The organism is Methylobacter psychrophilus (genome assembly GCF_025583945.1).
Lineage (GTDB): Bacteria > Pseudomonadota > Gammaproteobacteria > Methylococcales > Methylomonadaceae > Methylobacter_C > Methylobacter_C psychrophilus.
In genome coordinates this window covers 16248-41629 of the sequence record NZ_JAOEGU010000034.1, presented here as the reverse complement: position 1 = coordinate 41629, position 25382 = coordinate 16248, and the positions used below count along the sequence as shown (strand labels likewise).

25 protein-coding genes are annotated in these 25382 nt (G+C 42.7%); 13 read left to right on the top strand and 12 right to left on the bottom strand.

Annotated elements, in window-relative coordinates:
• Positions 1–750 precede the first annotated feature (750 nt).
• The 5 genes from rplS to ffh all read right to left on the bottom strand — a co-directional run bounded on the left by rplS (position 751) and on the right by ffh (position 4106).
• Positions 751–1092: a 50S ribosomal protein L19 gene (gene rplS, locus N7974_RS14525; RefSeq protein WP_243219660.1), complete on the bottom strand. Its 342-nt coding sequence runs from the start codon at positions 1090–1092 to the stop codon at positions 751–753.
• A 9-nt stretch (positions 1093–1101) separates the two neighbouring features.
• The gene (gene trmD / locus N7974_RS14520; RefSeq protein WP_262966316.1) at positions 1102–1839 is read right to left on the bottom strand and encodes a tRNA (guanosine(37)-N1)-methyltransferase TrmD; all 738 of its coding nucleotides are present in this window, start codon (positions 1837–1839) and stop codon (positions 1102–1104) included.
• An 8-nt stretch (positions 1840–1847) separates the two neighbouring features.
• A complete protein-coding gene (gene rimM / locus N7974_RS14515; RefSeq protein ID WP_262966315.1) occupies positions 1848–2354 on the bottom strand; it encodes a ribosome maturation factor RimM in 507 nt (168 codons plus the stop codon).
• Positions 2355–2358: 4 nt separating this feature from the next.
• A complete protein-coding gene (rpsP, locus tag N7974_RS14510) occupies positions 2359–2610 on the bottom strand; it encodes a 30S ribosomal protein S16 (RefSeq protein WP_262966314.1) in 252 nt (83 codons plus the stop codon).
• 140 nt (positions 2611–2750) lie between these two features.
• The gene (ffh, locus tag N7974_RS14505; RefSeq protein ID WP_262966313.1) at positions 2751–4106 is read right to left on the bottom strand and encodes a signal recognition particle protein; all 1356 of its coding nucleotides are present in this window, start codon (positions 4104–4106) and stop codon (positions 2751–2753) included.
• 187 nt (positions 4107–4293) lie between these two features.
• On the opposite strand from ffh, the gene N7974_RS14500 reads away from it, so the two are divergent.
• Both N7974_RS14500 and N7974_RS14495 read left to right on the top strand, forming a co-directional pair.
• Positions 4294–5088 carry a cytochrome C assembly family protein gene (locus tag N7974_RS14500; protein WP_262966312.1) on the top strand — a complete coding sequence of 265 codons (795 nt, stop codon included), beginning with the start codon at positions 4294–4296 and terminating at the stop codon, positions 5086–5088.
• A gap of 473 nt (positions 5089–5561) precedes the next feature.
• The gene (locus N7974_RS14495) at positions 5562–6686 is read left to right on the top strand and encodes a fatty acid desaturase family protein (protein WP_262966311.1); all 1125 of its coding nucleotides are present in this window, start codon (positions 5562–5564) and stop codon (positions 6684–6686) included.
• Positions 6687–6783: 97 nt separating this feature from the next.
• Here the strand turns inward: N7974_RS14495 and N7974_RS14490 are convergent, their stop codons facing one another.
• From N7974_RS14490 to N7974_RS14470, 5 genes are all read right to left on the bottom strand, one after another.
• Positions 6784–7452 (bottom strand): PqiC family protein, encoded by a 669-nt coding sequence (locus N7974_RS14490; RefSeq protein WP_262966310.1) that lies wholly within the window; start codon positions 7450–7452, stop codon positions 6784–6786.
• A 7-nt stretch (positions 7453–7459) separates the two neighbouring features.
• A complete protein-coding gene (locus tag N7974_RS14485; RefSeq protein WP_262966309.1) occupies positions 7460–8458 on the bottom strand; it encodes an MlaD family protein in 999 nt (332 codons plus the stop codon).
• A complete protein-coding gene (locus N7974_RS14480) occupies positions 8455–9252 on the bottom strand; it encodes an ABC transporter ATP-binding protein (RefSeq protein WP_262966308.1) in 798 nt (265 codons plus the stop codon). Before N7974_RS14480 ends, N7974_RS14485 begins: the two co-directional genes overlap by 4 nt.
• A 3-nt stretch (positions 9253–9255) precedes the next feature.
• Positions 9256–10395 carry an MlaE family ABC transporter permease gene (locus tag N7974_RS14475; protein WP_262966307.1) on the bottom strand — a complete coding sequence of 380 codons (1140 nt, stop codon included), beginning with the start codon at positions 10393–10395 and terminating at the stop codon, positions 9256–9258.
• Positions 10396–10635: 240 nt separating this feature from the next.
• On the bottom strand, positions 10636–11097 hold the full coding sequence (locus tag N7974_RS14470; protein ID WP_262966306.1) for a glycine zipper family protein: 462 nt from the start codon (positions 11095–11097) through the stop codon (positions 10636–10638).
• Positions 11098–11448: 351 nt separating this feature from the next.
• Between N7974_RS14470 and N7974_RS14465 the strand changes: the two genes are divergently transcribed.
• Positions 11449–12186, top strand: a complete 738-nt coding sequence (locus tag N7974_RS14465; RefSeq protein ID WP_262966305.1) for an SIMPL domain-containing protein — start codon at positions 11449–11451, stop codon at positions 12184–12186.
• Between the two features lie 17 nt (positions 12187–12203).
• Here the strand turns inward: N7974_RS14465 and N7974_RS14460 are convergent, their stop codons facing one another.
• The gene (locus N7974_RS14460) at positions 12204–13214 is read right to left on the bottom strand and encodes a hypothetical protein (protein WP_262966304.1); all 1011 of its coding nucleotides are present in this window, start codon (positions 13212–13214) and stop codon (positions 12204–12206) included.
• Positions 13215–13516: 302 nt separating this feature from the next.
• Here N7974_RS14460 and N7974_RS14455 point away from each other — a divergent pair, with 302 nt between their 5' ends.
• Positions 13517–15832, top strand: coding sequence for a TonB-dependent receptor (locus N7974_RS14455; RefSeq protein WP_394813122.1), 2316 nt, complete (start codon positions 13517–13519; stop codon positions 15830–15832).
• Positions 15833–16053: 221 nt separating this feature from the next.
• Here the strand turns inward: N7974_RS14455 and N7974_RS14450 are convergent, their stop codons facing one another.
• Positions 16054–17052 carry an L-threonylcarbamoyladenylate synthase gene (locus N7974_RS14450; RefSeq protein ID WP_262966302.1) on the bottom strand — a complete coding sequence of 333 codons (999 nt, stop codon included), beginning with the start codon at positions 17050–17052 and terminating at the stop codon, positions 16054–16056.
• 482 nt (positions 17053–17534) lie between these two features.
• Here N7974_RS14450 and aroQ point away from each other — a divergent pair, with 482 nt between their 5' ends.
• From aroQ to N7974_RS14405, 9 genes are all read left to right on the top strand, one after another.
• The gene (aroQ, locus tag N7974_RS14445; protein ID WP_262966301.1) at positions 17535–17981 is read left to right on the top strand and encodes a type II 3-dehydroquinate dehydratase; all 447 of its coding nucleotides are present in this window, start codon (positions 17535–17537) and stop codon (positions 17979–17981) included.
• A 3-nt stretch (positions 17982–17984) separates the two neighbouring features.
• Complete coding sequence (gene accB / locus N7974_RS14440) at positions 17985–18416, top strand: acetyl-CoA carboxylase biotin carboxyl carrier protein (protein WP_262966300.1); 432 nt, start codon at positions 17985–17987, stop codon at positions 18414–18416.
• A gap of 21 nt (positions 18417–18437) precedes the next feature.
• Positions 18438–19781, top strand: a complete 1344-nt coding sequence (gene accC, locus N7974_RS14435) for an acetyl-CoA carboxylase biotin carboxylase subunit (protein WP_262966299.1) — start codon at positions 18438–18440, stop codon at positions 19779–19781.
• A 243-nt stretch (positions 19782–20024) separates the two neighbouring features.
• Entirely contained in the window at positions 20025–20819 is a 795-nt protein-coding gene (locus tag N7974_RS14430) for a hypothetical protein (RefSeq protein WP_262966298.1), read from the top strand.
• A 106-nt stretch (positions 20820–20925) separates the two neighbouring features.
• Complete coding sequence (prmA, locus tag N7974_RS14425; RefSeq protein WP_262966297.1) at positions 20926–21804, top strand: 50S ribosomal protein L11 methyltransferase; 879 nt, start codon at positions 20926–20928, stop codon at positions 21802–21804.
• A gap of 44 nt (positions 21805–21848) precedes the next feature.
• Positions 21849–23045 (top strand): class I SAM-dependent rRNA methyltransferase, encoded by a 1197-nt coding sequence (locus tag N7974_RS14420; protein ID WP_262966296.1) that lies wholly within the window; start codon positions 21849–21851, stop codon positions 23043–23045.
• A 217-nt stretch (positions 23046–23262) separates the two neighbouring features.
• On the top strand, positions 23263–23790 hold the full coding sequence (locus N7974_RS14415; RefSeq protein WP_262966295.1) for a hypothetical protein: 528 nt from the start codon (positions 23263–23265) through the stop codon (positions 23788–23790).
• A gap of 263 nt (positions 23791–24053) precedes the next feature.
• Entirely contained in the window at positions 24054–25037 is a 984-nt protein-coding gene (gene dusB, locus N7974_RS14410) for a tRNA dihydrouridine synthase DusB (protein WP_262966294.1), read from the top strand.
• Position 25038: 1 nt separating this feature from the next.
• On the top strand, positions 25039–25323 hold the full coding sequence (locus N7974_RS14405) for a helix-turn-helix domain-containing protein (protein ID WP_262966293.1): 285 nt from the start codon (positions 25039–25041) through the stop codon (positions 25321–25323).
• Positions 25324–25382 lie beyond the last annotated feature (59 nt).

The following is a 25382-nucleotide window of genomic DNA, read 5'->3' as shown; positions in this document are numbered from 1 at the left end:
CACACGCTTGCCATGTTTTTATATGTTTTAGTTGCTGTTCAGTTAATGCCATGAGATATCCTCAGAAAAAAACTGAAGGATACCAGTGCATTTAAAATGTTTTAAGATGGTGGCGCTACGTGCTTACTGTATTGCTAAGGGATGGTGAAATTTATTCAAATATGAACACGGAGCCACCAAAAATTGCCAAGGAAATATAGTATGGTATCTGGATTTACCAAATCAAGACTTGGCGTGAAATGGGCATCAACATGAAGGGAAATGCCGGAATCAAATATGGCTCTTGCCATTCGACAGGTAAGGAGGAAGATATTTATTGTACATGCCTTCAGGACAACCACAAGTGACTACCCGTACGGTTATTGATACCCCTATAGACACTGGTTGAGACTCCTTACTAATCAGTGAATATTTTTAGTCGCAGTACACCCCTGGAAAATCACGACTATGACTACAGTAAGTTGATCAGTAATGCTCGCCTGTATGACTACACTAAAAGCTTCACTTAATACCCGCGATCTTTCTGAGCTGGATAAATGAAGCGTGATTGACGTTAACATGCAGACATTTTCACAAGGTAATCGGCGATTGTAAAGTAAGACTCCCCCCATATTTTATTTAAGAATCACGCTTCATAACAAAGATTTAAATACAAATAACCTTATGTTAAAAAATGAAAACCCTTAAATTTAAACATAAAAAAAGGCAGCTATAAGCTGCCTTTTTCAACGGTGTAAAAACAAAAGCTACTTACAGCTTTTCTTTAATACGAGCCGCTCTACCTGTCAGATCACGCAAATAATACAATTTAGCACGACGGACATCGCCGCGACGCTTAACAGCAATTTCACTGATAATAGGACTATGGGTTTGAAAAACACGCTCAACGCCGGTACCGTGAGAAATTTTTCTAACGGTAAAAGCAGAATTTAATCCGCGATTACGCTTTGCAATTACAATACCTTCAAAAGCCTGAATTCTTTCACGCTCGCCTTCTTTTACTTTAACCTGAACAACAACCGTGTCACCTGGATTAAATTCAGGAATCTGTCTTAGCTGTTCTTTTTCCAATTCATCAATAATATTGCTCATTACCACACCCTATTCAACTTCACTTTTAAATTGTTGCAGGAGATATTTCTGCTCTGCACTTAAATTCATGTTTTTTAACAAATCCGGTCGTCTTTGCCATGTTCTACCCAACGCCTGCTGCATGCGCCAGCGCTCTATATCAGCATGATTACCGCTTAATAGAACATCTGGCACTGAACATTCAGGAAGTTGCTCAGGCCGGGTAAAATGCGGATAATCCAACAAGCCATTCATATGAGAATCCTGCTTGGCAGATTCCTCATGACCAAGTACACCTGGTAATAAACGAGTTATGGCATCAATGACAATTAATGCACCAAGCTCACCACCACTAATAACATAATCACCGATAGACCATTCATCATCACAATCCAGCTCGACAAAACGCTCATCTACACCTTCATAGCGCCCTGCAACCAAAATCAATTGCGAAATATCGCAAGCTTCTGACAATAAAGCCTGGGTAATCGGCTTACCCTGCGGGCTCAAATAAACTACTTTTGCAGCTTCACTACCAGCCTGCTTTGCGCTTTTGACTGCATCGTGCAAGGGCTGGCATTTCATTACCATTCCAGGGCCACCACCGTAGGGACGATCATCCACTGTTCTGTGCTTGTCGTGCGTATAGTCTCGTGGATTCCATACTGACAAACTGACTATTTTTCGCTCTATTGCCCTGCCTGTTACGCCATAACTTGCAGCTGCGGCTATCATTTCAGGAAATAATGTTACAACATCAAAATGCATGATGATAATTAAAAGTCAGGATCCCAATCTACAATCATCCTGCCGGCATCCAGATCAATAGCAATTATTGTTTGTCCCTGTAAAAACGGAATGACCCGCTCCCGCTCTCCTTTAACAATAACAACATCATTGGCACCGGTTTCCAACATACTTTCAACAACGCCTAACTGAATTCCCAGATTGGTTTCAACAGCCAAACCAATCAGATCAGACCAGTAATATTCGTCTTTTGCTACTTTTGGTAATTGGTCTGGGGTTATAAAAATATCCCAACCCATAAGACTTGCGGCCTCATCCCTATCAGTAATACCGTCAAGCTGAGCAACTACCACCTTGCCCTGTAACTTGCCGTCAACAACATTAACTGATTTAGTTTCGCCACTTTTTTTCAACAACCAGGGCGAGTAATTTAAAATATTTTCTTTACACTCAGTAAAAGAAAATACCTTAACCCATCCCTTTATGCCAAAAACGCCGGAAATTTTCCCAACGTTTATTTCCTGCTGCTTAGACAACAGATTATGCAGCGACTTTAAGTGCGTCTTTAATCAATTTTGCAACACGTTCTGAAGGTTGGGCACCATTGGCTTTCCAATAGTCAACACGATCGCTATCCAAACGCAATCTTTCTTCATTACCACGAGCTAACGGGTTAAAAAAGCCAACACGCTCTATATAACGACCATCGCGGCCGCTTCTGCTATCGGTTACAACAACATGATAAAAAGGGCGATTTTTAGCGCCGCCTCTTGAAAGACGAATGGTTACCATCTAATTTCCTCAAAAACGTTTAGTCAAAATTTAATCTGCCTATTTTACGCGAATTTTACTATAAGTGAAGAATAAATTGGAAAGAATCAACACTTAATCTGTTTTTTTCGCGTAACCACTTGGTAAAGCAACAAAAAAAACTACTTCCTCATGCCTCGTACATTGCTTTTTATGCCACGTATCATATTAGCCATATTGCCTGATTTAAACTTCTTCATCATTTTCTGCATCATCAGAAATTGCTTTAGAATACGATTAACATCCTGCAACTGCTGACCACAACCTGCTGCAATACGTTTTTTTCGGTTACCTTTTATCAAATCAGGATAACGTCTTTCCTGCATGGTCATGGAACCAATAACAGCGATCTGGCGAGATAACTCCTTATCATTAATCTTATCTTTCATTTCCTGAGGAACACTACTCATGCCGGGCAATTTATCCAGCAAAGAGCTGACACCACCCATACTTTGCATTTGCTGTAACTGTTCACGAAAATCTTCCAGATCAAAGCCCTTGCCTTTCTGCATTTTGCGGGCAAATTTTTCAGCTTTTTCCTTATCAACCTTTTGCTCAATCTCTTCAATCAGACTCAGCATATCGCCCATACCCAAAATACGGGAGGCTATACGGTCAGGATGAAAAGGTTCCAAGGCATCGGTTTTTTCGCCGACACCAATAAACTTGATAGGCTTACCGGTAACATGCCGAATAGAAAGCGCAGCACCGCCTCGGGCATCGCCATCGGCTTTAGTAAGAATAACACCTGTTAATGGCAGGGCATCATTAAAAGCTTTTGCGGTAATGGCGGCATCTTGCCCCGTCATACTATCAACAACAAATAATGTTTCGACAGGATTTATTGCTGCATGCAAGGCTTTAATTTCGCCCATCATTTCATCATCAATATGCAAACGACCGGCAGTATCGATAATAATGACATCAAGAAATTTTTTCTTGGCCGCTTCAATTGCATTTTTAGCAATATCAATAGGCTGTTGCGACAAATCACTGTCAAAGAAAACTAAATCAACTTCATTTGCCAACATCTCCAGTTGCTTAATAGCCGCAGGACGATAAACATCAGCACTGACCACACCGACTTTTTTCTTTTGATTTTCTTGCAGCCAACGGCCCAACTTAGCAACGGTTGTGGTTTTACCTGCGCCCTGCAAACCTGCCATTAAAATCACTGCAGGCGGAACCGCGTTGAGGTTAAGCCCTTCATTCGCAGCCCCCATGACCTTGACAAGCTCAGCCTGAACCAGCTTGATCATTGCCTGACCGGGTGACAAACTTGCCTGCACGTCCTGCCCTAAAGCACCTTCTTTGACGCGTTCAATAAAGTCCGTAACAACCCCTAGAGACACATCAGCTTCAAGCAAAGCCATACGCACTTCACGTAGTGTTTCCTTGATATTATCTTCGGTCAGGCGACCCTGACCCTTAAGTTTTTTAAGAGTACTACTTAATCGATCGGTTAAATTATCAAACATATCTATGTCTTTATTGTTTAATCTAAGAAAACTACCCGCTAGTACAAATGCGCTAGGACTATTTAATCTGGTATATTACCATATCCATTAAGACCTTTGCACCCGTTGCAATAACTGAACAATTTAAACCCTGCCGATTAAGTTAAGATAGCTTACCCGATAATTTTGCCAGCTTTTATATAAACCAATGATAACCACCACACTAGCCACTCTATCAATAGGTACCTACCTGGCAAGTACCCTGCTTATTGTCCGCCACTTTAACCAGAGCAAAATGCAGCGCACAGCCCTTTATCTGGCATGGACAGCGGTTTTTACACAATTTTTATTTAAAGCTGTTATTTTCCAGAAGAATGGCGGCTTTAACTTTAGTTTTTTTAGTACCGGTTCACTCATTGCCATGATTGTTGCCCTGCTTTTATTAATAGCAGCACTCAATAAACCTGTAGAAAAATTAGGCATCGTAATATTTCCGATTGCTGCCTGCATGCTGGCATTAGATCTTAACTTTACCGAAAAAACACAACTATTAATCACCTACAACTGGGCAATGAGCGCTCATATTCTGACCTCAATTATTGCTTTCAGCCTTTTAAACATCGCTGCCCTACAGGCCATCTTGCTCGCCATTCAAGACCAGCAACTAAAAAGACATCCACCGAAATGCTTTATTCAGTCATTGCCGCCACTACAAACCATGGAAGCCTTATTATTTCAAATGCTCGGCGCAGGAATTGTATTGCTGACTATTTCATTAATTAGTGGTTTTTTGTTTATAGAAGATTTATTTGCACAGCACTTGGTACATAAAACCGTTTTATCCTTGCTGGCATGGGTGATATTTACCGGTCTGTTAATAGGCAGGAGTCGTTACGGATGGCGTGGACAAACAGCAATACAATGGACTTTAATTGGCTTTGTATTGCTGCTTTTGGCTTATTTTGGTAGCAAACTGGTTCTGGAACTGATTTTACATCGATAAATCGCGTAAATAGACACTTAAAAACACAGATACCATTCTTTGCAGCATAGATATTTGCCCAAGTAGAAACCACTGTAACCCCCGATAGTTCTCCCTTGACGGAGATTAAACTGCTTGAGTTTATTCTCCTCGGCAACGGCTCCTGCATTGCCCTGCATCCATGCACTCGTCACCCCAACCCTCTCCAACAGGAAAGCAAGCTTGGCGATTGTTCTACACGTTATTTTATTATGCAAAAAGTTGTATGGATAGCAATGCCATTACAGGGATGGTTTCGGTAAAATCGTCCTGATTTAAATTGGCAGGATACATTCTTAATTACAAGCAGCACCACAGAGCGATGGGGCATTAATTTAATTTGGAAAATAATCAATAACGCTTTATTCTGTGTAATTTTTTAATTACTTCAGATTTCACTGTAACAGCAAAGTGATTCAACCTCCCATCATTGCATTTAAAAAGGGCAAAACGTTTTGAGTTTAGACAGTTATCAATCGGTAGATCGCGAACAATTGGCCAAAGACCTCCGCGAACTTCACCAGCAAGCTTTAGCCAATATTGGTATTGACGATTTTAAGCATTTAACAAGAATGGAACGCTGGGGCAAAATTTGTTCCATTATCGGCTATGGCACGGCCTGGATTTTCCCCAACCCCATTTCCGCACTGCTAATCAGCCAGGGCAGCTTCACACGTTGGACACAAGTAGGACATCCGGTTACTCATAAAGCATACGATAAAATTGAAGGTGTAAACAGCAATTACACCAGCAAGAAATTTGCACAAGGTTGGCGACGTTTTATGGATTGGCCGGATTGGATGACTCCGGCAGGCTGGCATCACGAGCATGACGTACTGCATCATTACAGATTGGGTGAAAAAAAAGACCCAAACAATGCGCAACACAATATGGAATGGCTCAGGCAATCAAGCCTGCCAATGTGGCAACGCTATGTGATTGTGGCGCTTTTTTCCGGAATATGGAAAATTGTCTATTACACACCCAGAACCCATAAGGAATTGCGCTTAAATTCTGCCAGGCAGCAGGGCGAACCTGAACCGGTGATGACCCGCCTTGGAGCATGGAGTTTATTTACCAAACAGGGCAGAGGATTATGGCTGCATAGCATTTTACCTTACACAGCCTATCGTTTTGTATTGCTGCCTTTGCTGTTTTCCCCCTTAGGAAGTTTTGCTGTTATCAGTGTATTAATTAATTCAATTCTGGCGGAAATCCTCACCAATATGCACAGTTTTTTGGTGATGATTCCAAATCACGCAGGCGATGATGTAATGATGTTTGACGAAAAAGCCAACAGCAAAGGCGAATTTTATCTTCGGCAGATTTTAGGATCAGTGAATTATCCAACAGGCTCTAATTTGAATGATTTTTTTTATGGCTGGTTAAATTACCAAATCGAACATCATTTATGGCCGAATATGCCATTAAGTCAATATCAAAAAATGCAGCCACAAGTCATGGCTTTGTGCAAAAAACATAATATTACTTATCTCCAACAGTCTGTTTTTAAAAGGCTATTGAAAGCAGTGGATGTTATGGTGGGAAAAACGTCGATGCTGAGACCGGCCGTAACGTAACTTATTAAAATATCAAAAAGTGATGCCATCGAAGGATTTGATATTTTTATTTCTTTTTGTCCTTCGTGGTGAATAAATATTTTTACCATTAAGTCTTTTACTCGACCAGCGGCTTTTTACTTAACTCAATAGCGCTTTCTGACGCCATCAGCTGGCGTAGAGTTACGGCAATTTCTTCGCCCAGCTTGGTAAGACATTGACTTTGCATCTTAACCATCACCCCGTAGTCAGTGGTCGATGCCGGAAACTCGTATTCGGAACGTTTATCGATGGCCGGTTTATCTTTATGCTTAATAAACCACTGGGCAACCAACCGGCTCTGTCCACTGGCGTTCACATTAAACTCCAGTATATCGATACCTACTTGATAATCGACAACCTGCCGCTGTGACCAGGGATAACGGATTATCCGATCCGTACCCAACTGCCGGGGCAAGGCTTTGAATAGCGCGAGAGAGATATTTTGATCCAAACGCTCTGCCCAGCGATGATCTTCGGAAATTTGATACTGATTATCAGTGATTGCCACAATCATCTGTGGCCGGTTTAGATATTCAGGAATCCGTATTGGCCCCAGCCCAACTACCGGCATTTGAGCTGCGGCAACCGGCGAAGGCACAGCAACCAAAACAGAATCAGCGCTAAGCATATAAAACTGTACCGGCTTACTATCACGCGCACACCCGCTTAATAAAATTGCCGAAACAGCCATACCCCAGACAAAAATAGATCTATACTTCGCCATACCATAAACGCCAAATTTCATAATACTGTTACTCCTTTCCGTAAATAATCGAATCAGGATGACGCTCAAGGTAATCAGTCAAATCCTTTGTTGATTGGGCAGCATCACGCAGTGCATTAAGCGATTGCCATAAAGGCGCATCCGGTGCAGTCAGCCCTTCCACCGAACCTAACGCATGATTTGATTCCAGTAACAAATTATTGGCCGTATTAAGAGTCTTCTCACTGGCACTAAGCACTGGACGCATTTCGCGGGTAAGTTCCTGAACCATCATTCGGGTATCAGTCACGGTACCGTTCATATTATTAAGTAATGGTGTCAGATTGCGATTCAGGTTGGTCATGAGTTTTTCAGTTTCGTCCAGCGTTTGGGCCAAGGCTGCGCGATTTTTCTTAAGTTCGTCAGAAGTTGCTATTTCACGAACCTCTTTTAAAATTGCGGCAAAGTCTTTAACAATTTCTTCCAGAGGTAACTGACGAAATTTATTCAGCATTTCATCAGCAGTCGTCTTAATTTGATCCGCTGTCGCAGGAACAGAAGGTAATTCCGGTATATCTTTATAATTAAGTCCCTTTAATTTACCCGGCTCGCCTCGATAAAAGTTGAACTCTACGTAGAGCAATCCCGTCAACAAACTTTGCGTTTGTAACTGAGCCTTAAGTCCGGCATCAATTAATTGCTGGGCATTTTTCTGACGTTCTTCCAATGTTGGCGCAGCGCTAAAAGGATAGCCGCTGGAATCCAACACCATTTCCGGACTAATCTCAATCACTACAGGCTTGATAATTTGCGATTTTTTTTGATTAAGCTCCAAAGAAATTTCTTTAACAGTGCCAATCTGCACTCCTTGTAACTTGACCGGCGCTCCAATATTCAAACCATTCAAAGCGCCATCAAAATAGATGACGAACTGGGTTTTTTGCTTAAGCATCTGCCCGCCACCAAAAATCAGGATAGCAGCTATCAGTAACGTAAGCGCCCCCACCAAAAAAACACCGATGGTATAAGGATTAACTGGTTTACTCATAAGCTACACGCTTCCTGATTTTTTGTTACATTAGCTGCCCAATTTTCCGTTTCTCCACGAGTAAGAAATTGGATGACTTTAAGATCACTGGATTCAGCAAGCAGTTGTTTGGGAGGGCCACTGGCGATCATGGTCTTGGTTTCCGGATCAAGAAAGACCGAGTTGGTACCAATCGCGAAAATGCTGGCTAATTCATGGGTTACCATGACCACAGTGGTCTCCAGATTATCGCGCAGACTACGAATCAAATCATCCAGTAGCTTGGCACTAACAGGATCCAGTCCCGCTGAGGGTTCATCGACAAAAAGAATTTCAGGATCCAGCGCCATCGCTCGGGCCAATCCCGCACGCTTTTGCATTCCGCCGCTGATCTCGGAAGGATAATAGTCTTCAAAGCCTGCCAACCCGACCAGCGCCAGTTTATAGGAGACAAGTTCGCGTATTCGCTGAGCACCCAAAAGCGTGTGCTCGCTAATAGGCAGCGCTATATTCTCGGCCAGCGTCATTGAACTCAACAGTGCGCCCGTTTGAAATAATACACCGGTACGCTTTAAAATGCGTTGCCGAGCCTTGTTATCGGCCTGCCAAAGACTTTCTTCGCCATAAAACACATCGCCTTTAGCCGGATTTTGCAAGCCTATCAAATGCATCAATAAAGTACTCTTGCCACAACCACTACCGCCCATGATGATAAAAATATCGCCACGATTAACAGTAAAGTCCAAATCCTTTTGAATAACAAAATCACCATAAGCCATGGTCATGTTTTTTATGGTAAGACACACAGTGGTCATGACTTAAATTCCCAGACGGTTGCACATCACCGTCATCAAGGAGTCAGCAATAACAATAAAAATAATACCGGTCACCACGGCAGAAGTGGCTGCGTCACCCACAGCCGACGCACTCCGTCCGCATTGCATGCCACGCATACAACCAGAAAGCGCAATCAACACGCCAAATACGGCACATTTTGCAACACCAATACTAAAATCCGTTATATGAACCGCACTTGCAGTACGATTAAGGTATTCCACCAGCGATACATCAAAAAAGCTCACCGTCACCAGCGCACCGCCAATTATACCCATCAAATCTGCATAAAGACAAAGCAATGGCATAATTAAAACAAGTGCCAAAATACGCGGCAAAACCAGAAATTCCATCGGATCAAAGCCCATAGTTTTAAGCGCATCGATTTCACTATTAACCTGCATCGTGCCCAACTGAGCCGCATAAGATGCACCTGTTCTGCCAGACATGATAATGGCTGCCATCAAACCACCCATTTCTCGTGTCATCCCCAATCCCACCAGATCGGCAATATAAATTTGTGCGCCAAACAATGCCAACTGCACAGCTCCCACGAAAGCCAGAATCAGCCCCACCAACAAGCTAATGAGTGTAACAATAGGCAGTGCTGAAGGCCCACAATCCTGAATATTTGTCCATAAATCGACCCAGCGAAAGCGTGCCTTGCCACGTGTCAACGCAAAGACACTGAGCGCCGTCTCGCCGATAAATGCCACAAGCGCCTGACTATCTTTAAAAATGCGTATTCCACCGTTACCAATAACTTCAAACCATGGCATTTTAGTTTCATGACGCCGCGCACCAACCCTTTCAGGCACGGCATAGACCAAGCTTAATAATCCTTGAATACCTTCAGGCAACGTTGTGGTGTCTACTTCAATACCCTGTTTTACGCCATAATCAACCAGACGAATCAACTCAGTCATTAATAAGCTATCCCAATGCCCCAAAGCTTCAGTTGAAAAAACCAGCCGCTTAACATTCGATCTATCACCCAATCGCTCCAAGACAACATCAAGCGAAGGAATCTCTGCCTCCAGCACCCAATCACCGACAATAGCAGCTTCCAACGTATGCCCTGCAAGGCTCACATTAATTTCACAAGGCACATTGTTTACGGTCATAACTGTCATGAATAAGGTGTACTTAATAGTATTTAGCTAAAATATTGATTTAAATTAAAACATACAGGCATGACATAATCATTAACATTTTTGCTATGCCTGTATTTAATTACTGATTTAAGGTATTTTTTAATCGCTGTAGGTGTAATTAAATAGCTATACTTGGATAAGACATCTTCCCCTGCTCATCCTCATTAAAGAATGAATGAAGAAAAATTATTACCAAGCCTATACGATAATTTAATTTACGGAATAACCACGTCCGCTCAGGCAAGCACCAAGAGCCCTGTTATAAACATCTTGTGCTGAGGAAGGTGCAACCACCTGACTTTGTTCGGTTTTTTTGCTGTCAATTTTTTGAAATCCTCTCTTCAGACCGCCTGCCGTTGCTCCGATGGCCGCCCCCTTACCCGCATCGCCGGCGATAGCGCCAATTGCCGCCCCTGCCGCAGCTCCACGTGCGCCGCCACGAATTACCTCCCCTTTCTGCTTGGGTTGTGGCGCTTGTACGTTAGCCGGATCAAAACCGGATTGTTTAACTGCCCACAGGTGACAGTCATAACGATCTTTCGAAAGTTGCTCGCTACTCTGGCCTTTTGCCGGATAAACCACAATATCGCCCTGCACCACTCCAGGAAGCAATACCGTATAACATAGCGAAATAGCAGTAATTAAAAACTTTTTAGCATAGGGTTTATTCATAACATTCCTCTCTCTTATACAACATTAACTTCAACATATAGCCCCTTGCAATAGTAACGATAAGGGGCAGAATAACTCACTACTCAACGCATTGAAAAACAAGAACCCATCTAAAGTCACGAATGTAATCAATAAAATTATAGTTAAATCATGAGAGGAATCAATCTTACGATTCCTCCATAAAAAGGCACAGCCACCTGTGTAAATCCCTCAGCCAATGAACAGCAGAGACCTGTTTTGATACGGTAAAATGTATAGTACCAACCATTTTTGAGTTAAGATCATTGTGTTGATCGCTTTTCGCCAACAGCACTAATCATTCCTTAACGCTTTAAACCAAAAAGGTTATTTATGTTCTATTTTACCCCTTCACGACTTGTCGCTTTAATGACCAACACGTTGATAGTTATTGGCCTTATCTCCTCCGTACACGCTGAAAATAGCGATCATAACCATCCACATTCCATTCAGGTAAACGGCATGGGTATTGTCTTGATTGCACCAGACAAAGCTGACTTAATCTTGGCCATCGAAATACAGGCAAAAAGCGCCGAGATTGCACGCGATCAAGCGGGAGCAACAATGACAGCACTTATAAAAGCAATAAAAGAGTCAAACGTTGCAGATAAGGATATTCAAACCCGCCAAGTTTCCTTGTATCCGATCTACAAGCAAGATGCTGCCAATAAAATCAACGGCTATCAACTCGCCAATCGCGTAACGATCTGCGTACGTGACATCAGTAAGGTTAGTACCATCATTGATTCTGCGGTAACAGCGGGTGGTAATGCAGTCCGCTTACAAGCTATAAATTTTGCCATTGATAATCCGGAAGCCGCGCTGGCACAAGCCCGTGAAAAAGCTTACGCCAACGCACATGCCAAAGCCGAACAATATGCCAAATTGGCAGGGCTTACTTTAGGTCGTGTCATGCATATCAGCGAAGGCAATAGTATGCAACCAATGTCGGTGCCTTATGCAGAAATGAGCGTTATGAGAAAAGCGACCTCAACTGACAATTCCACACCAATACAAGCAGGCGAACAAGAAGTTTCAGTTACAACAGAGGTTATTTTCGGCGCAGAGTAACATGACATAAAGGCAACTCATTTGGCAAAGCGTTTACGCAAATTTTTAAAACGCGTGACAATTTCATCTCGCATCATTTTCCTGCCTACAGCATGACGCGTGCTACTCATAAATCCTGCGACCTGATCGCTTGAGCTTCGGATAGTCGAAAAGACAAGAGTACCCTTATTGGATACAGTGAAAGCCCCTGAGACGGCTTGAGCGGCATTATAGGAATGTCCCACAAAAAACTCGCGCCTTAGTATGGTCAGACTGGCAGGATCTTGTTCTAAAATACGATGCTCCAGCACAAAAGTCGGACGATTTTGAACTTTTCTCTTAACCCAAAAAAAACCATGTTCAATATGTAATGATTGATTTTTAGGATACTCCAGAAAACTTCGATAGACTCCAGGAACATCTTTAGCCAGCATCGTAGAAGCCTTGGTCATTTCGACTAAATCGTTTTTTGCACTGGCTTTGCCCCCTTTCCCCCTATCATAATCAGCAACGCCATTAATGCCTGATTTAAGATAGGCTTTTATTCGTCCAGCCAAAATGTCACGATAAACTTTAGATACTCCCTGGGTTGACGTTTGCCCGGATGCTCTCAGCGTGGCAATTTCTTTGGTGGACAGATTAAACGTGTTGCCTCCGGTAAAATTTTTCAGTTTCTTAAGTTCAGCAGCATCTGCTGAGGTAAATTTTGCTTTAGCCAAACTGGCATCAATCTTAAGCGGATCAATACGCCCTGAAGCAATCACATTGGCATCAGCCTCAAAGATCCGGGCAGACAGCACCAGATCGGCAAGTTTATAGGTATAAATTGGCGCATAGATGGCAAACGATTGTGCCAGCATATTATCTGTCGTTTCAGGTAAATCGGCCGTTATGATTTTTCCGGCTAACAGTTTTTTCTGATCCGCCTGCTTAAAGCCAAGACTGGTAGCAATAATTGAGAGCTCGCCAAAGTTGCCATCTGCATATCCGCTAACAGGGACAAACAACAATGCCAGAAAAATGCTGAAATTAAGAAAAAGTACACGCATGAATAGAAGCCGATAATTCAGATTGATAAAGTTGACTTCTGTATATAGGTTAGTCGAATTACTGTCAACACAATTCAAACAACCAACCGCAAAAAGAATACTGATTTTCTTTTGGTCATTCTTGAAGAAAACACTCCAGAGCGTCAATAAATAAGTCCGGACAGATTTCTGTCAAAAACCCTTGAAAACCACAACAATTGAAATGTACGCTTAGGAATATTTCCTTTTCATGGTGCGCATCTAGGCGTTTATTAATGATTTCGCTATGATGCTGCGATTTATAATAAAGTCTTGGATAAAAGATGAAAAAGGTGTTGTGTGGGATGCTTGGGCTAGTTAGCCTTTCAGCGATAGGTGCAGTGCAGGAAAAAGATAAACCGTTGGACTTGGGTATCATCGACATTGTCGGTGTGACCCCTTTACAAAATAACGGCGTTGCTGCCTTAAAAATACCGGCAAATATTCAAACGGTATCTGCAAAGCAACTGGAAGATAGCCAAAGCCTGTCATTGGCAGAGTATATCAATCGTTATTTAGGTAGCGTCAGCATTAATGAAGCACAAAACAATCCGTTGCAGCCGGACATTTATTACCGTGGTTTTGTCGCTTCTCCGCTACTGGGATTGCCGCAAGGCTTATCAACTTATGTTAACGGTGTCCGCTTTAATGAACCATTTGGTGACACGGTTAATTGGGACTTAATTCCCCAAGGAGCGATTGATACCATGGCTTTATTTCCGGGCTCTAATCCGGTCTATGGTTTAAATACCTTGGGCGGCGCCATATCAATTAAAACCAAAACCGGATTTTCAGCTCCAGGGCATGAGTTTGAAGCTTACGGCGGTTCTTGGGACAGACAATCGCAAGAACTAAGTAGCGGCTGGAATAACGGCACCTGGGGTTATTTTATCGATCTGCATCATTTTGCTGAGCAAGGTTGGCGGGATTTTTCACCCACCAAGGCCGATCAAGCCTTCGGCACCTTGAGCTGGCGTGGCGACAAAGGCTCTCTGGATCTGACACTGGGCGGCAATGATAATAAAATGAAGGGTAACGGTGCCGCACCTATCCAGTTACAGGAACAAAACAGAGCCGCCGTATTTACCCATCCTGACCAAACCATCACCCGTATGTTCTTTTCTGAATTAGCAGGTAGTTATGATGTAACGGATGCTATTGAAGTCAGTGGTAACGGCTATTTCAGGCAAAACCGGATTGGCACATTTAATGGCGATAACAGTGACTATGAAGCCTGTTTAACTGACCCGACATTGCTGTGTGAAAACCCGGGCATCAATGAGCAAATAGTTGAAGATACCAATGGTCACGATGTCGAGGCCCACGATGCAGTCGAAGGTGCCACCAATAATTCCAGTCAAACTAATATGCGCAGTCGTGGCGGCACCTTGCAGTCAGCGTTTGCCCAAGATTTATTCAAGCATGAAAATAATCTGACGGTCGGTACCAGTTATGATTATGCCGAAACCCATTTTAATTCAGATACCGAACTGGGCTCGCTAACCGATACCCGTGGTACCACGCAAAGTGGTATTTTTGTCGATGAATCCAAAGTACGCCTGCATACCGATACCTCGACAGTGGGCGTATTTTTAACCGACAGCTTTTCCATTACCAAGGATTTAACAGCGACCGTTGCAGGGCGTTATAACTATATTCATGTCAACATGAACGACATGTATAAAAACGACCCTGGAAATACCTTAGATGGCTCGCACACCTTTGAGCGGCTTAATCCTTCCGGAGGCTTAACCTACCAAATTCTTGATAATCTGAATGTGTACGGTAGTTACAGCGAATCAGCGCGGGCACCGTCACCGATGGAATTAAGTTGCGCCAATCCGGATGCACCTTGTAAATTACCTAATTCTTTTGTGTCTGATCCACCCTTGGAACAGGTCGTTGCTAAAACCTGGGAAGGTGGCTTTAGAGGGGATTTGAATAAATTGTTAGGCAAAGGTGATCTTAAATGGAATCTGGGCTATTTCCACACCATGAATAATGACGATATTATTTTTACCCGTTCCGGTGGCCTTACCAATCAAGGCTATTTCAGTAATGTAGGAAAAACCCAACGTTATGGTATAGAAGCCGGAACAATAGCCAGTTATCCGCAAGTATTCAGCCAGATTGATGACTGGCATTTTACAACCAACTATACCTATTTAAACGCCCGATTTATGGATGGTTTTGATACTCAAGACCCGTTAAATCATGACCAAATTGCCGGAGTTACCAAAGGCGACAGAATTCCCGGCATTCCTGAACATATCTATAAAGCGGCTATTAACGTTGATTTATGGAAAAAAGTATTATTGGGGTTTGACGGAATATACAGTGGCGATAAGTATTTTAGAGGTGATGAAGCCAATAATACCGCTCAATTAAGTGGTTACTGGGTATTTAACAGTACCGCAGAATATAAAGTAACCAAAAATTTCGCCGTGTTTGGCAAGCTTAATAACGTATTTGATACGCACTATAATTCTTTTGGTGTTTATGGAAATGCGTCTGAAGTATTACCCGGCTATAACGATGGCCGTTTTGTATCATCCGGTGCTCCAAGAGCTGGCTGGATTGGCGTGCGTTTAACGATGTAATTTAAGTTAACAATTGGTGTTACGCAGATAATTAGATAGTCAGCTTTAGTATCCTTATCGCGCCGGGTTTTGTTGTTTGGGTTACACACATCTTTTCTTTGTCCGACCAAAGAAAATGGCATTCCCAAGCCGGAACTTGGCAACGAGCTCAACGGGATTACGACGAACCACTGCGCAACATCAGCCAACAAAAGCTGAGAGTGTCTGCACAGGATTATTTTTTATTGGCTTGCTGAGGTGGCTTTGCCAAGGCGGTCATTTATCGCCCGCCATGCTGCTGTTTCAGGTGGCTGCTCCACCAGAATAATATCCAACTGCAAACTATCCAGATCCCGTAATGAAGCGTATAAAGCCTGTGCATAGTCATCTGCTTGCTTCGGCATATGGATCAAAAGGGTTAAACTGTTTTCTGCCTGCTTTAAACTATACGCCAATATACCCACTTTTTTATTCCGAAAATTCAACGTCTGAATTATTTCCGGCAAACGGTCTGTAGGACATAGCATAGCCACTGTTATTGGCGCATAGTGAACAGCCATCATGCCAGGCGCACGCAGTTCTGATGGATTGGTTGGCTCCGTTTGAGAAGAAACAACGAGCAGTTCGGTTTGTAAAACAGCTTCAATATCGAACTGGGTAATATAGCCTGGTCGTAACAGCTTTGGCCGGGTTCCACTCAAATCAACAATGGTTGATTCAACCCCAACCTGGCAAGCGCCGCCATCAAGAATAAGATCGACAGCACTACCTAATTCTTCTTCAACATGCCGAGCTTGCGTCGGACTAATACGACAAAAACGGTTAGCTGACGGAGCGGCAATACCACCACCAAATGCCCGTAATAAACTCAAGGCCACCGGATGATCAGGCACACGCAAGCCAACGGTATTCTGGCCACCAGTAACCACCGGGGAAACATCGGGCTTTTTATTCAATATCAATGCCAGAGGCCCGGGCCAGAAATGAGCCGCCAATTTTAGCGCCGCATCAGGTACTGCCTGCGCCCAATCGGTAAGACTGTCAACACTGGCAATATGAACAATCAGTGGATGGTCGGTAGGGCGACCTTTAGCTTGGAAAATTCGCCGAACGGCATCAGGATTGGCAGCATCAGCACCCAAACCGTAAACCGTCTCGGTTGGAAAGGCGACCAGACGGCCCTGCCGCAATAACTTGACCGCATTCTCAATAGCAGCGGCATCTGCAAAAATAGGTTTCATGTTGCAATTTTTAAATTAGGTAACAGTAATAACTTCATCAGGATTCACCAAATCGTCAGGTCCATTAGTGCGGTAAAATAAAAAACACCGTAACATCCGGTCTTATTTTGGCCCGGTATTTATCACTTTACCATGATAAGATTTACCGTGTAGTGCTACATTAAATTCTGCTGGTGCATTGTTAACATCGTCGTCCCTGCTTGATTTCAGTTCCGGCGCTCTCAATGCTGCCATGTCCCCGCAAAGCCCAATTTGCTGATTGCCAGTGCTTTTAGGTATCTCGTACAAAATTAATAACCATAATTCGCTAACATTTTCAAGTTGATCAATAAACTTTAAAATAGCGTATAAGTTAAGAACCCACTCTTAACAACTGACATCCTGTAGCTATCTTTTGTTAAAAGCATAAACTCTGGACAAAACAGGTAAACACGGTAAAATTAGCGGTTATTGTAACGTTAACCTTACTGTAACATTCATAGATGGCAACTATTTCTGTTTTAAACGGCCCGAATTTAAATTTATTAGGTATTCGCGAGCCAGGGCATTACGGAAAAAAAACGCTTACTGACATACGGCAATTACTTGAAAAAAAAGCCGCTGAGTTAAACCATCAACTCGATTTTCATCAAAATAATGCAGAACATGAAATTATTGAGTTGATACATAAAGGTTACGAAAGCGAGGTTGATTTTATCATTATTAATCCGGCTGCGTTTACCCATACCAGTGTCGCCATAAGAGATGCCCTACTGGCAACCAAAATCCCGTTTATAGAGGTTCATTTATCAAACGTCCACGCACGTGAGCCTTTTAGAAAACATTCCTATTTTTCAGATATTGCCATCGGCGTTATCTGTGGATTAGGAGCCACAGGATACGAACTGGCCCTACAGGCCGCTCATCAGATATTAACCGAGAGACCATAAGCAATGGATATTAGAAAAATAAAAAAACTCATCGAAATTATCGAAGAATCCGACATCGCCGAACTGGAAATCAAAGAGGGCGAAGAGTCTATCCGCATTAGCCGTTATTCTGCAGCTCCCACACAGATAGCTTATGCACCGGCTCCTGCTCTGCAAGCTGCGGCAGCAGTTACCACGACACCAGCCGAAGAAAAAATAACCGGCCATGTGGTCAAGTCACCTATGGTAGGTACGTTTTACCGTTCAGCCTCACCCGGTACTAAAGTTTTCGTAGAGATAGGTCAAGCCGTTTTGGCCGGAGATACATTGTGTATTATCGAAGCAATGAAAATCCTTAATCAGATTGAGGCCGATAAAAGCGGTATTGTTACTCAAATTCTGGTTGAAAATGCTGAACCGGTCGAATATGGCCAACCCTTATTCATCATTGAATAACACGGAAAACGGGCGACAATCATGTTTGACAAAATAGTCATCGCTAATCGTGGCGAAATCGCATTACGTATTTTACGCGCCTGTCGGGAATTAGGCGTTAAAGTGGTCGCTGTCCATTCTGAAGCAGACCGCGATCTTAAGCATGTCCGACTGGCTGACGAATCAGTATGTATTGGTCCTGCGGCATCGGCTGACAGCTACTTAAATATTCCCGCCATTATCAGTGCGGCAGAAGTCACCGATGCAGAAGCTATTCATCCTGGTTATGGCTTCCTGTCTGAAAATGCTGATTTTTCTGAAAAAGTAAAACAAAGCGGCTTTGTTTTTATTGGTCCGAATGCAGAAACCATCCGCATGATGGGGGACAAGATTTCTGCCAAAAAAGCGATGTTGGCAGCTGGAATTCCTTGCGTTCCCGGCAATAACGACCCCTTATCGGACGATGACAAGAAAAACCTCAGAATAGCCCGCGAAATTGGTTATCCGGTTATTATCAAAGCGGCTGGCGGAGGCGGTGGTAGAGGTATGCGCACCGTGCATACAGAATCAGCACTGATCAATGCCATTACGCTAACCAAAGCCGAGGCAGGAAGCGCTTTCGGTAATCCGACGGTTTATATGGAAAAATTCCTTGAAGATCCTCGCCACATTGAGTTTCAAGTAATGGCCGATGCCTACGGCCACGCCATCCATTTGGGTGAGCGCGACTGCTCCATGCAACGTCGCCATCAAAAAGTGGTTGAAGAAGCGCCCGCACCGGGCATTACAGAATTGCAGCGCAAAACCATCGGTGAACGTTGTGCAAAAGCCTGTATTGATATTGGCTACCTGGGTGCCGGTACTTTTGAATTTTTATTTGAAAAAGGTGAATTCTTTTTCATTGAAATGAACACTCGCGTCCAGGTCGAACATCCCGTAACAGAAATGGTAACAGGCTTTGATATCGTTAAAGAGCAACTGCGCATCGCAGCAGGAGAACCACTCTCTATCACCCAAGATCAAGTCAAAATAACCGGCCATGCCATTGAGTGCCGTTTAAATGCCGAAGACCCCAAGACTTTTATGCCTTGCCCCGGCACCATTGACCAGTTTCACATGCCTGGCGGCCCCGGCATTCGTTGCGAGACACATATTTATAATGGTTATAAAGTACCACCTTATTATGATTCAATGATAGGCAAATTGATTGCTCACGGCGATGACCGAAAAAGTGCTATTGCCCGTATGAATACAGCCTTAAGCGAAATAATCATAGATGGCATTAAGACCAATATCCCGCTACAGCAAGATATTATCAATGATAGCGCTTTTGCTATTGGCGAACAAAACATCCATTATCTGGAAAAGAAACTGGGTATTCATTAAGGCGAAACAACTTAAGGATATATCACCACGAAGGCACGAAGGACACGAAGAAAAAGCCAAAGTCAGGTAGGGTCCGCATCGCGTACCTTTATTGGAATTGAAGTGATATTTAAAATGGTACGCAATGCGTACCCTACTCGACTTAAAGCATAGATATAGTTAGTGTCAGCCTTATCGAAGTATTAGCTTTGTCGAGTTAAATCGTACACATGCCTAAACGCAAGCTTGGCAAACGTTTAAATTATGAAAACAATCAAATCATCCTGTTTTATTACGTTTTTTTTATTGGCTTTAGCTTTTTCTGCATTTGGACAAACCAATGCAGAAATTGAACAAGAGCTTGTCGGGCATATCAAAAATATTAAAAAATGGTCGAGTTACGAAAGTGATTTCAATGAAGATTTGCTTGTAAAAGAAAACGAACTTTTCAAGAAAAAACTATTGGGATATACAAAAATTGATTCAACGCTAAATTATCCATTCAGCGAATTAAATAGTTATTTGCATCTCACAACCTCTGAAGACGGGAAATTGCGCATATATTCCTGGGATACCGAAATAGGAGGAAGCATGCACTTTTTTGATAATATTTATCAGTTTCAAGATAAGGACGGCAAAGTTTATTCAAAAAGCAACACTTTGCAAGAAGGCGACTCTGGCGCATTCATTTCCGATATTTTTGATCTTGACACCAAGAACGGAAAAATTTATCTGGCTCGTTTTACTTCAGTTTTGTCTGGTGCACTTTGTTATGAGTCAATAAATTTATTGGGAATCGAAGGCAATTCGCTGAACGACCAGATAAAATTAATCAAAACAAAATCCGGCCTGACAAACTCACTTGGTTTTGAATATGATTTTGGCTCGGTTATGGATAGAAAAGAAAGGCCGATAAAACTTATTCTTTACGATAACGAAACGAAAACAGTCAAAATACCTGTCGTCCTCAAGGATCAGAATTTTAATAACGGAGGAAGAGTTACCGATAAATTTATCAACTATAAATTTGACGGTACCTATTTTTTGAAGCAAAAATAAATACGCAAGATTCATTCTGCTTGTAGCGTGACAGCTATCGTCTTGGTTGTAAATTAGTCGCCTAACCCAACCTATAAATCATCCTTTTAAATAAATCATCTACATTATGGCCTGGCATCAAATTTCTGTTATTACCACTGAAAACATCGCTCCACAACTTGCTGATTTTTTCAGTAATCTGGGTGCCGTATCCGTCACGTATATGGATGCTGAAGACGAACCGGTTTACGAACCGGCTATCGGCGAAACCAAGATATGGAGTAACACGCAAGTTATCGCGCTTTATGAACTGGATGCTGATCCAGAACTGATAAAAACGTTGGTTTTTCAGCAATTTAAAGAAGATAACTTACAAAACTGGCTGTATGAAGCCGTTGCCGATCAGGAATGGGAACGTGCCTGGATGGAATATTATAAACCCATGAAGTTTGCAGACAAACTCTGGGTCTGCCCAACCGATCAGGAACAAGTTGAACCCGGCACGGTTTGTCTGACACTGGACCCCGGCCTTGCCTTTGGCACCGGCACGCATCCAACTACGGCCCTGTGTCTGGAATGGCTGGCCAGTCATAACTTGGTCGATAAGACAGTCATTGATTACGGCTGTGGTTCTGGGATTCTGGCAGTTGCCGCGATATTACTCGATGCCAAAGTTGCCCATGCGGTAGATATTGATCCACAGGCCATTACTGCCACACAAAGTAATGCCTTAAAAAATAAGGTTCAGGATAAAATTAACTGTTATTTACCTGAACAATTTACCCCTTTACAAGCGGATATTGTATTGGCTAATATTCTGGCAAAACCCTTAATCGATATGTCAGAGCAGATTTGTGCTTTGCTTGTTTCCGGTGGCCAACTGGTATTATCGGGGATTTTGTACGAACAAGCCGAAGCCGTCATCAGCGCTTACCAACCCTACATAATCTTTAAGCCTTTGGTACAGCAAGAAGACTGGATCAGACTGGACGGCATCAAGCGCTAATATTTTACTCACATCAACCTTTACCCTAAAAACATCACATCAATATGTCACTACCTGAAATTTATTTAAAAAAGAACGAAGACAAACGCCTGCGCAAAGGGCATATGTGGGTTTTTAGTAATGAAGTTGACACAAAAAAAACGGCACTCGAACAGTTTTCCGCTGGTGACCTGGTACAGGTTAAAAGTGATGATGGCAAAATCATGGGTACTGCTTACATCAATCCACAAACCCTGATTTGTGCTCGACTACTATCAAGAAAACCCAATCTGAAATGTGGCATCAATTTTTTTAAAGAGCGCCTGACTACTGCCCTGTCGTTACGGGAAAAACTTTTTGACAAACCTTTCTATCGCCTGGTTTTTGGTGAAAGTGATGGCTTGCCCGGCCTGGTCATTGATCGTTTTGGCGCGGTATTATCGGTACAGATAACGACTGCCGGCATTGAACAACGTAAAGAAGTATTGCTTGCCGCACTGGTTGAATTATTAAATCCCGTTGCCATCATTTTAAAAAATGACAACAGCCAACGAGAACTCGAAGGTTTAAGTCTGGAATCTGAAATCGCCTACGGTGAACTTCCTGATACCTTAATCATTGAAGAAAATGGCGCACAATTTAAAGTAGATATTTTGGGTGGCCAAAAAACCGGTTGGTTTTATGATCATCGAAGCAGTCGCGCTTTATTGACAACGGTTGCCAAAAATCAGCGGGTACTGGATTTATTCTCCTACACTGGAGCTTGGGGAATTCCTGCTGCCATGGCCGGAGCTTCTGAAGTGACTTGCGTTGATGCCTCTGAAGGCGCATTGGCACTGGCAAAAGAAAATGCCGAACTTAATCAGGTCGATGATAAAATGCATTTTGTTCGCAGTGATGTTTTTGAGTTTTTAAAGCAGGCCCGTCTGGAAAACCAACTTTATGATATTATTGTCCTCGATCCACCGGCATTGGTTAAACGAAAAAAAGATTTTAAACAAGGTTATGAAGCTTATCGCCGATTAAATCATCTTGCCCTTCAGGTTTTATCAAAGAACGGTATCCTGGTATCAGCCTCTTGCTCTTATCACCTGACTCGTGAAAATCTGCATGAGATCTTACGCGGATCAGGACGACATATAGATCGACATCTGGTATTTTTTGCCAGTGGTGGCCAAGGACCTGATCACCCAATAGATCCTGCAGCGCCTGAGACTGATTATTTAAAAACCTTCTTTTGCTCGGTTTCATCCAGCTTATAAATTCATTGAGACATCTGAATGCCCATTATAGAATATGAAAAATCATGTACTCTTTGTGGACAACGAGCGGTAATTGAAAGCCTTAACTTAAATACAACCAATGGCCTGCTACGGTTTTGCTGCACCGGTTGTCTCAGCATTTATCAGCTTCTTAATGAATACCAATTAATAATATCGACTGAACAAACACCACCAAACCAATAAGGATACCTAAAAAATGAAAGCATGCGATTCATGTTCTGGCCGGGCTGAAATCGGTAAAAATCATAAAAAAGTCCCTATCCTGCAAAGATCGATAGGCCTGTTTCTTGTTTATCTGCCGATACTGACATTACCGTTTGTATTTCTCAGCGCCTATCTGACTTACTATCATTTACGAATGATCGGTGGGGAAAATATTAAAACCCTGGCTGATTTTCTGCCTGAAAGAAGCTCACATCGCTATAATCTGAAAAACCAGATTACCATGGATGGTTCATTCAAATTCAGCTTGGCACAATCAAAGTTGTACTGGATATTAAATTGCACCTGGTATTGTCCGGTCAGTGTTGCACTTTTTGAATGGCATGCTTATTTGGTCAAAATCGTTGAGAACTGGTGGTGTCCGTTCACCCATGAGAAAAAAGAAGGCTATAGCAATGCCAAGATTGATCAGTCATTCTGGCATATTTATCCCGAAGATGTAGCCAAACTGGATCCGGAAGATCGGGATAATCCAATCTGGAATGATGCTGCCGATAAATAACTCAGGCTCAAGGGCAAAGGTTCAAGGTAAAAAAAGCGCGTGACGGGGCTTGTAACCCGTTACTCACGTTTTGAAATCTACTTAAGCCTTCAAACGTTTCGGTCGGGGTTGCAAACCCCGACCGGCAACAAAAACAAGAAGATCGGCACAATCACATCTGAAATGATCCTACGAGAAATAACTCAGACTCAAGGGATAAAGTAAAAACCAGCCATCTCACCGATATACCTTTAACCTTGCATCTTTAACCTTGAACCTGCCTTATGCACATCGGCCCCTATCAACTTAAAAACAATCTAATTCTGGCACCTATGGCCGGGGTCAGTGACCGTCCCTTCAGGGAATTATGTAAGCAATTCGGTGCAGGCTTGGCTGTATCGGAGATGGTGGCATCCAATCCGGCTTTACGTCACAATAAACGAACACTATTAAAAGCAGATCACAATGGCGAAACAGGCTTTCGTTCCGTGCAGATTGTCGGTACAGATCCTCAGCAAATGGCTGATGCAGCAAGATTTAATGCGCAGCGCGGTGCCCAAATTATTGATATAAATATGGGTTGTCCGGCCAAAAAAGTCTGTTCCGTAGCAGCAGGTTCGGCATTATTAAGAGACGAGGTACTGGTGAAGAAAATATTGGATGCAGTTGTTAATGCCGTTAATATTCCTGTCACACTAAAAATCCGTACCGGCTGGGATTTGGATAGCCGTAATGCCGTTGAAATCGCCAAAATAGCAGAACAGTCAGGTATTGCTGCCTTAACCCTGCATGGCAGAACGCGTGCCTGTAAATTTAACGGGCAAGCTGAATATGAAACGATTAAACAAGTTAAACAAGCAGTCAGTATGCCCATTATTGCCAACGGCGATATTGATTCGGCGGAAAAAGCCCGTTATGTGCTTGATGCCACCGGTGCTGATGCAATCATGATCGGACGTGCGGCTCAGGGAAATCCATGGTTATTTAATCAAATCAGTCATTTTCTTAAAACCGGAAAATCCCTTGAAAAACCAATGAATTCGACTATTCACAACACGCTTCTCAGTCATTTGGAACAACTATATAGCTTCTATGGTAATGCCTCCGGTGTTAGAATAGCTCGGAAACATATCGGTTGGTATTTTAAACATCTTGGCACCATAAGCCAGGAGACAAAAAACAACATCAACCAGGCTCAATGCCCATCCCAACAACTAGTACTGATTAATTCAGCATTTAATCTTTTATCAACAGGTAGTGCTGCATAATATGACCGCCTCTCAAAATAGTGCTGAAATAATTAATATAGACAGCAAAAAAATAGTGCTATTGCCCTTGTCTGCGTATGTCAAACAAACAGTAGAGTTATACCTTTCACAATTAAGTGGTCATGATGCCGTAGGTTTACATGCCATGGTCATCAGCGAAGTTGAAAAACCCTTATTGGAAGCAACCCTGGAACATTCAGGATATAACCAAACCAAAGCCGCAAAAGCACTCGGCCTAAGCCGTAGTACCTTACGCAAAAAACTGGATCAGTACGGTATATCCTAAAGCCCGGTCGGATTCGGCTTGGCTTTATCCTGGCACTTTCTCACCAACACATCCACCAC

Coding starts and splice junctions, on each gene's coding strand:
- rplS (WP_243219660.1), bottom strand. CDS start 1,092: ATGAGCAATATTATTGATGAATTGGAAAAAGAACAGCTAAGACAGATT.
- N7974_RS14480 (WP_262966308.1), bottom strand. CDS start 9,252: ATGACCACTGTGTGTCTTACCATAAAAAACATGACCATGGCTTATGGT.
- aroQ (WP_262966301.1), top strand. CDS start 17,535: ATGGCAACTATTTCTGTTTTAAACGGCCCGAATTTAAATTTATTAGGT.
- N7974_RS14490 (WP_262966310.1), bottom strand. CDS start 7,452: ATGAAATTTGGCGTTTATGGTATGGCGAAGTATAGATCTATTTTTGTC.
- N7974_RS14470 (WP_262966306.1), bottom strand. CDS start 11,097: ATGAATAAACCCTATGCTAAAAAGTTTTTAATTACTGCTATTTCGCTA.
- rpsP (WP_262966314.1), bottom strand. CDS start 2,610: ATGGTAACCATTCGTCTTTCAAGAGGCGGCGCTAAAAATCGCCCTTTT.
- prmA (WP_262966297.1), top strand. CDS start 20,926: ATGGCCTGGCATCAAATTTCTGTTATTACCACTGAAAACATCGCTCCA.
- N7974_RS14415 (WP_262966295.1), top strand. CDS start 23,263: ATGAAAGCATGCGATTCATGTTCTGGCCGGGCTGAAATCGGTAAAAAT.
- N7974_RS14420 (WP_262966296.1), top strand. CDS start 21,849: ATGTCACTACCTGAAATTTATTTAAAAAAGAACGAAGACAAACGCCTG.
- N7974_RS14430 (WP_262966298.1), top strand. CDS start 20,025: ATGAAAACAATCAAATCATCCTGTTTTATTACGTTTTTTTTATTGGCT.
- accB (WP_262966300.1), top strand. CDS start 17,985: ATGGATATTAGAAAAATAAAAAAACTCATCGAAATTATCGAAGAATCC.
- N7974_RS14405 (WP_262966293.1), top strand. CDS start 25,039: ATGACCGCCTCTCAAAATAGTGCTGAAATAATTAATATAGACAGCAAA.
- N7974_RS14465 (WP_262966305.1), top strand. CDS start 11,449: ATGTTCTATTTTACCCCTTCACGACTTGTCGCTTTAATGACCAACACG.
- N7974_RS14450 (WP_262966302.1), bottom strand. CDS start 17,052: ATGAAACCTATTTTTGCAGATGCCGCTGCTATTGAGAATGCGGTCAAG.
- N7974_RS14485 (WP_262966309.1), bottom strand. CDS start 8,458: ATGAGTAAACCAGTTAATCCTTATACCATCGGTGTTTTTTTGGTGGGG.
- N7974_RS14460 (WP_262966304.1), bottom strand. CDS start 13,214: ATGCGTGTACTTTTTCTTAATTTCAGCATTTTTCTGGCATTGTTGTTT.
- accC (WP_262966299.1), top strand. CDS start 18,438: ATGTTTGACAAAATAGTCATCGCTAATCGTGGCGAAATCGCATTACGT.
- ffh (WP_262966313.1), bottom strand. CDS start 4,106: ATGTTTGATAATTTAACCGATCGATTAAGTAGTACTCTTAAAAAACTT.
- dusB (WP_262966294.1), top strand. CDS start 24,054: ATGCACATCGGCCCCTATCAACTTAAAAACAATCTAATTCTGGCACCT.
- N7974_RS14455 (WP_394813122.1), top strand. CDS start 13,517: ATGAAAAAGGTGTTGTGTGGGATGCTTGGGCTAGTTAGCCTTTCAGCG.
- trmD (WP_262966316.1), bottom strand. CDS start 1,839: ATGCATTTTGATGTTGTAACATTATTTCCTGAAATGATAGCCGCAGCT.
- N7974_RS14500 (WP_262966312.1), top strand. CDS start 4,294: ATGATAACCACCACACTAGCCACTCTATCAATAGGTACCTACCTGGCA.
- N7974_RS14475 (WP_262966307.1), bottom strand. CDS start 10,395: ATGACCGTAAACAATGTGCCTTGTGAAATTAATGTGAGCCTTGCAGGG.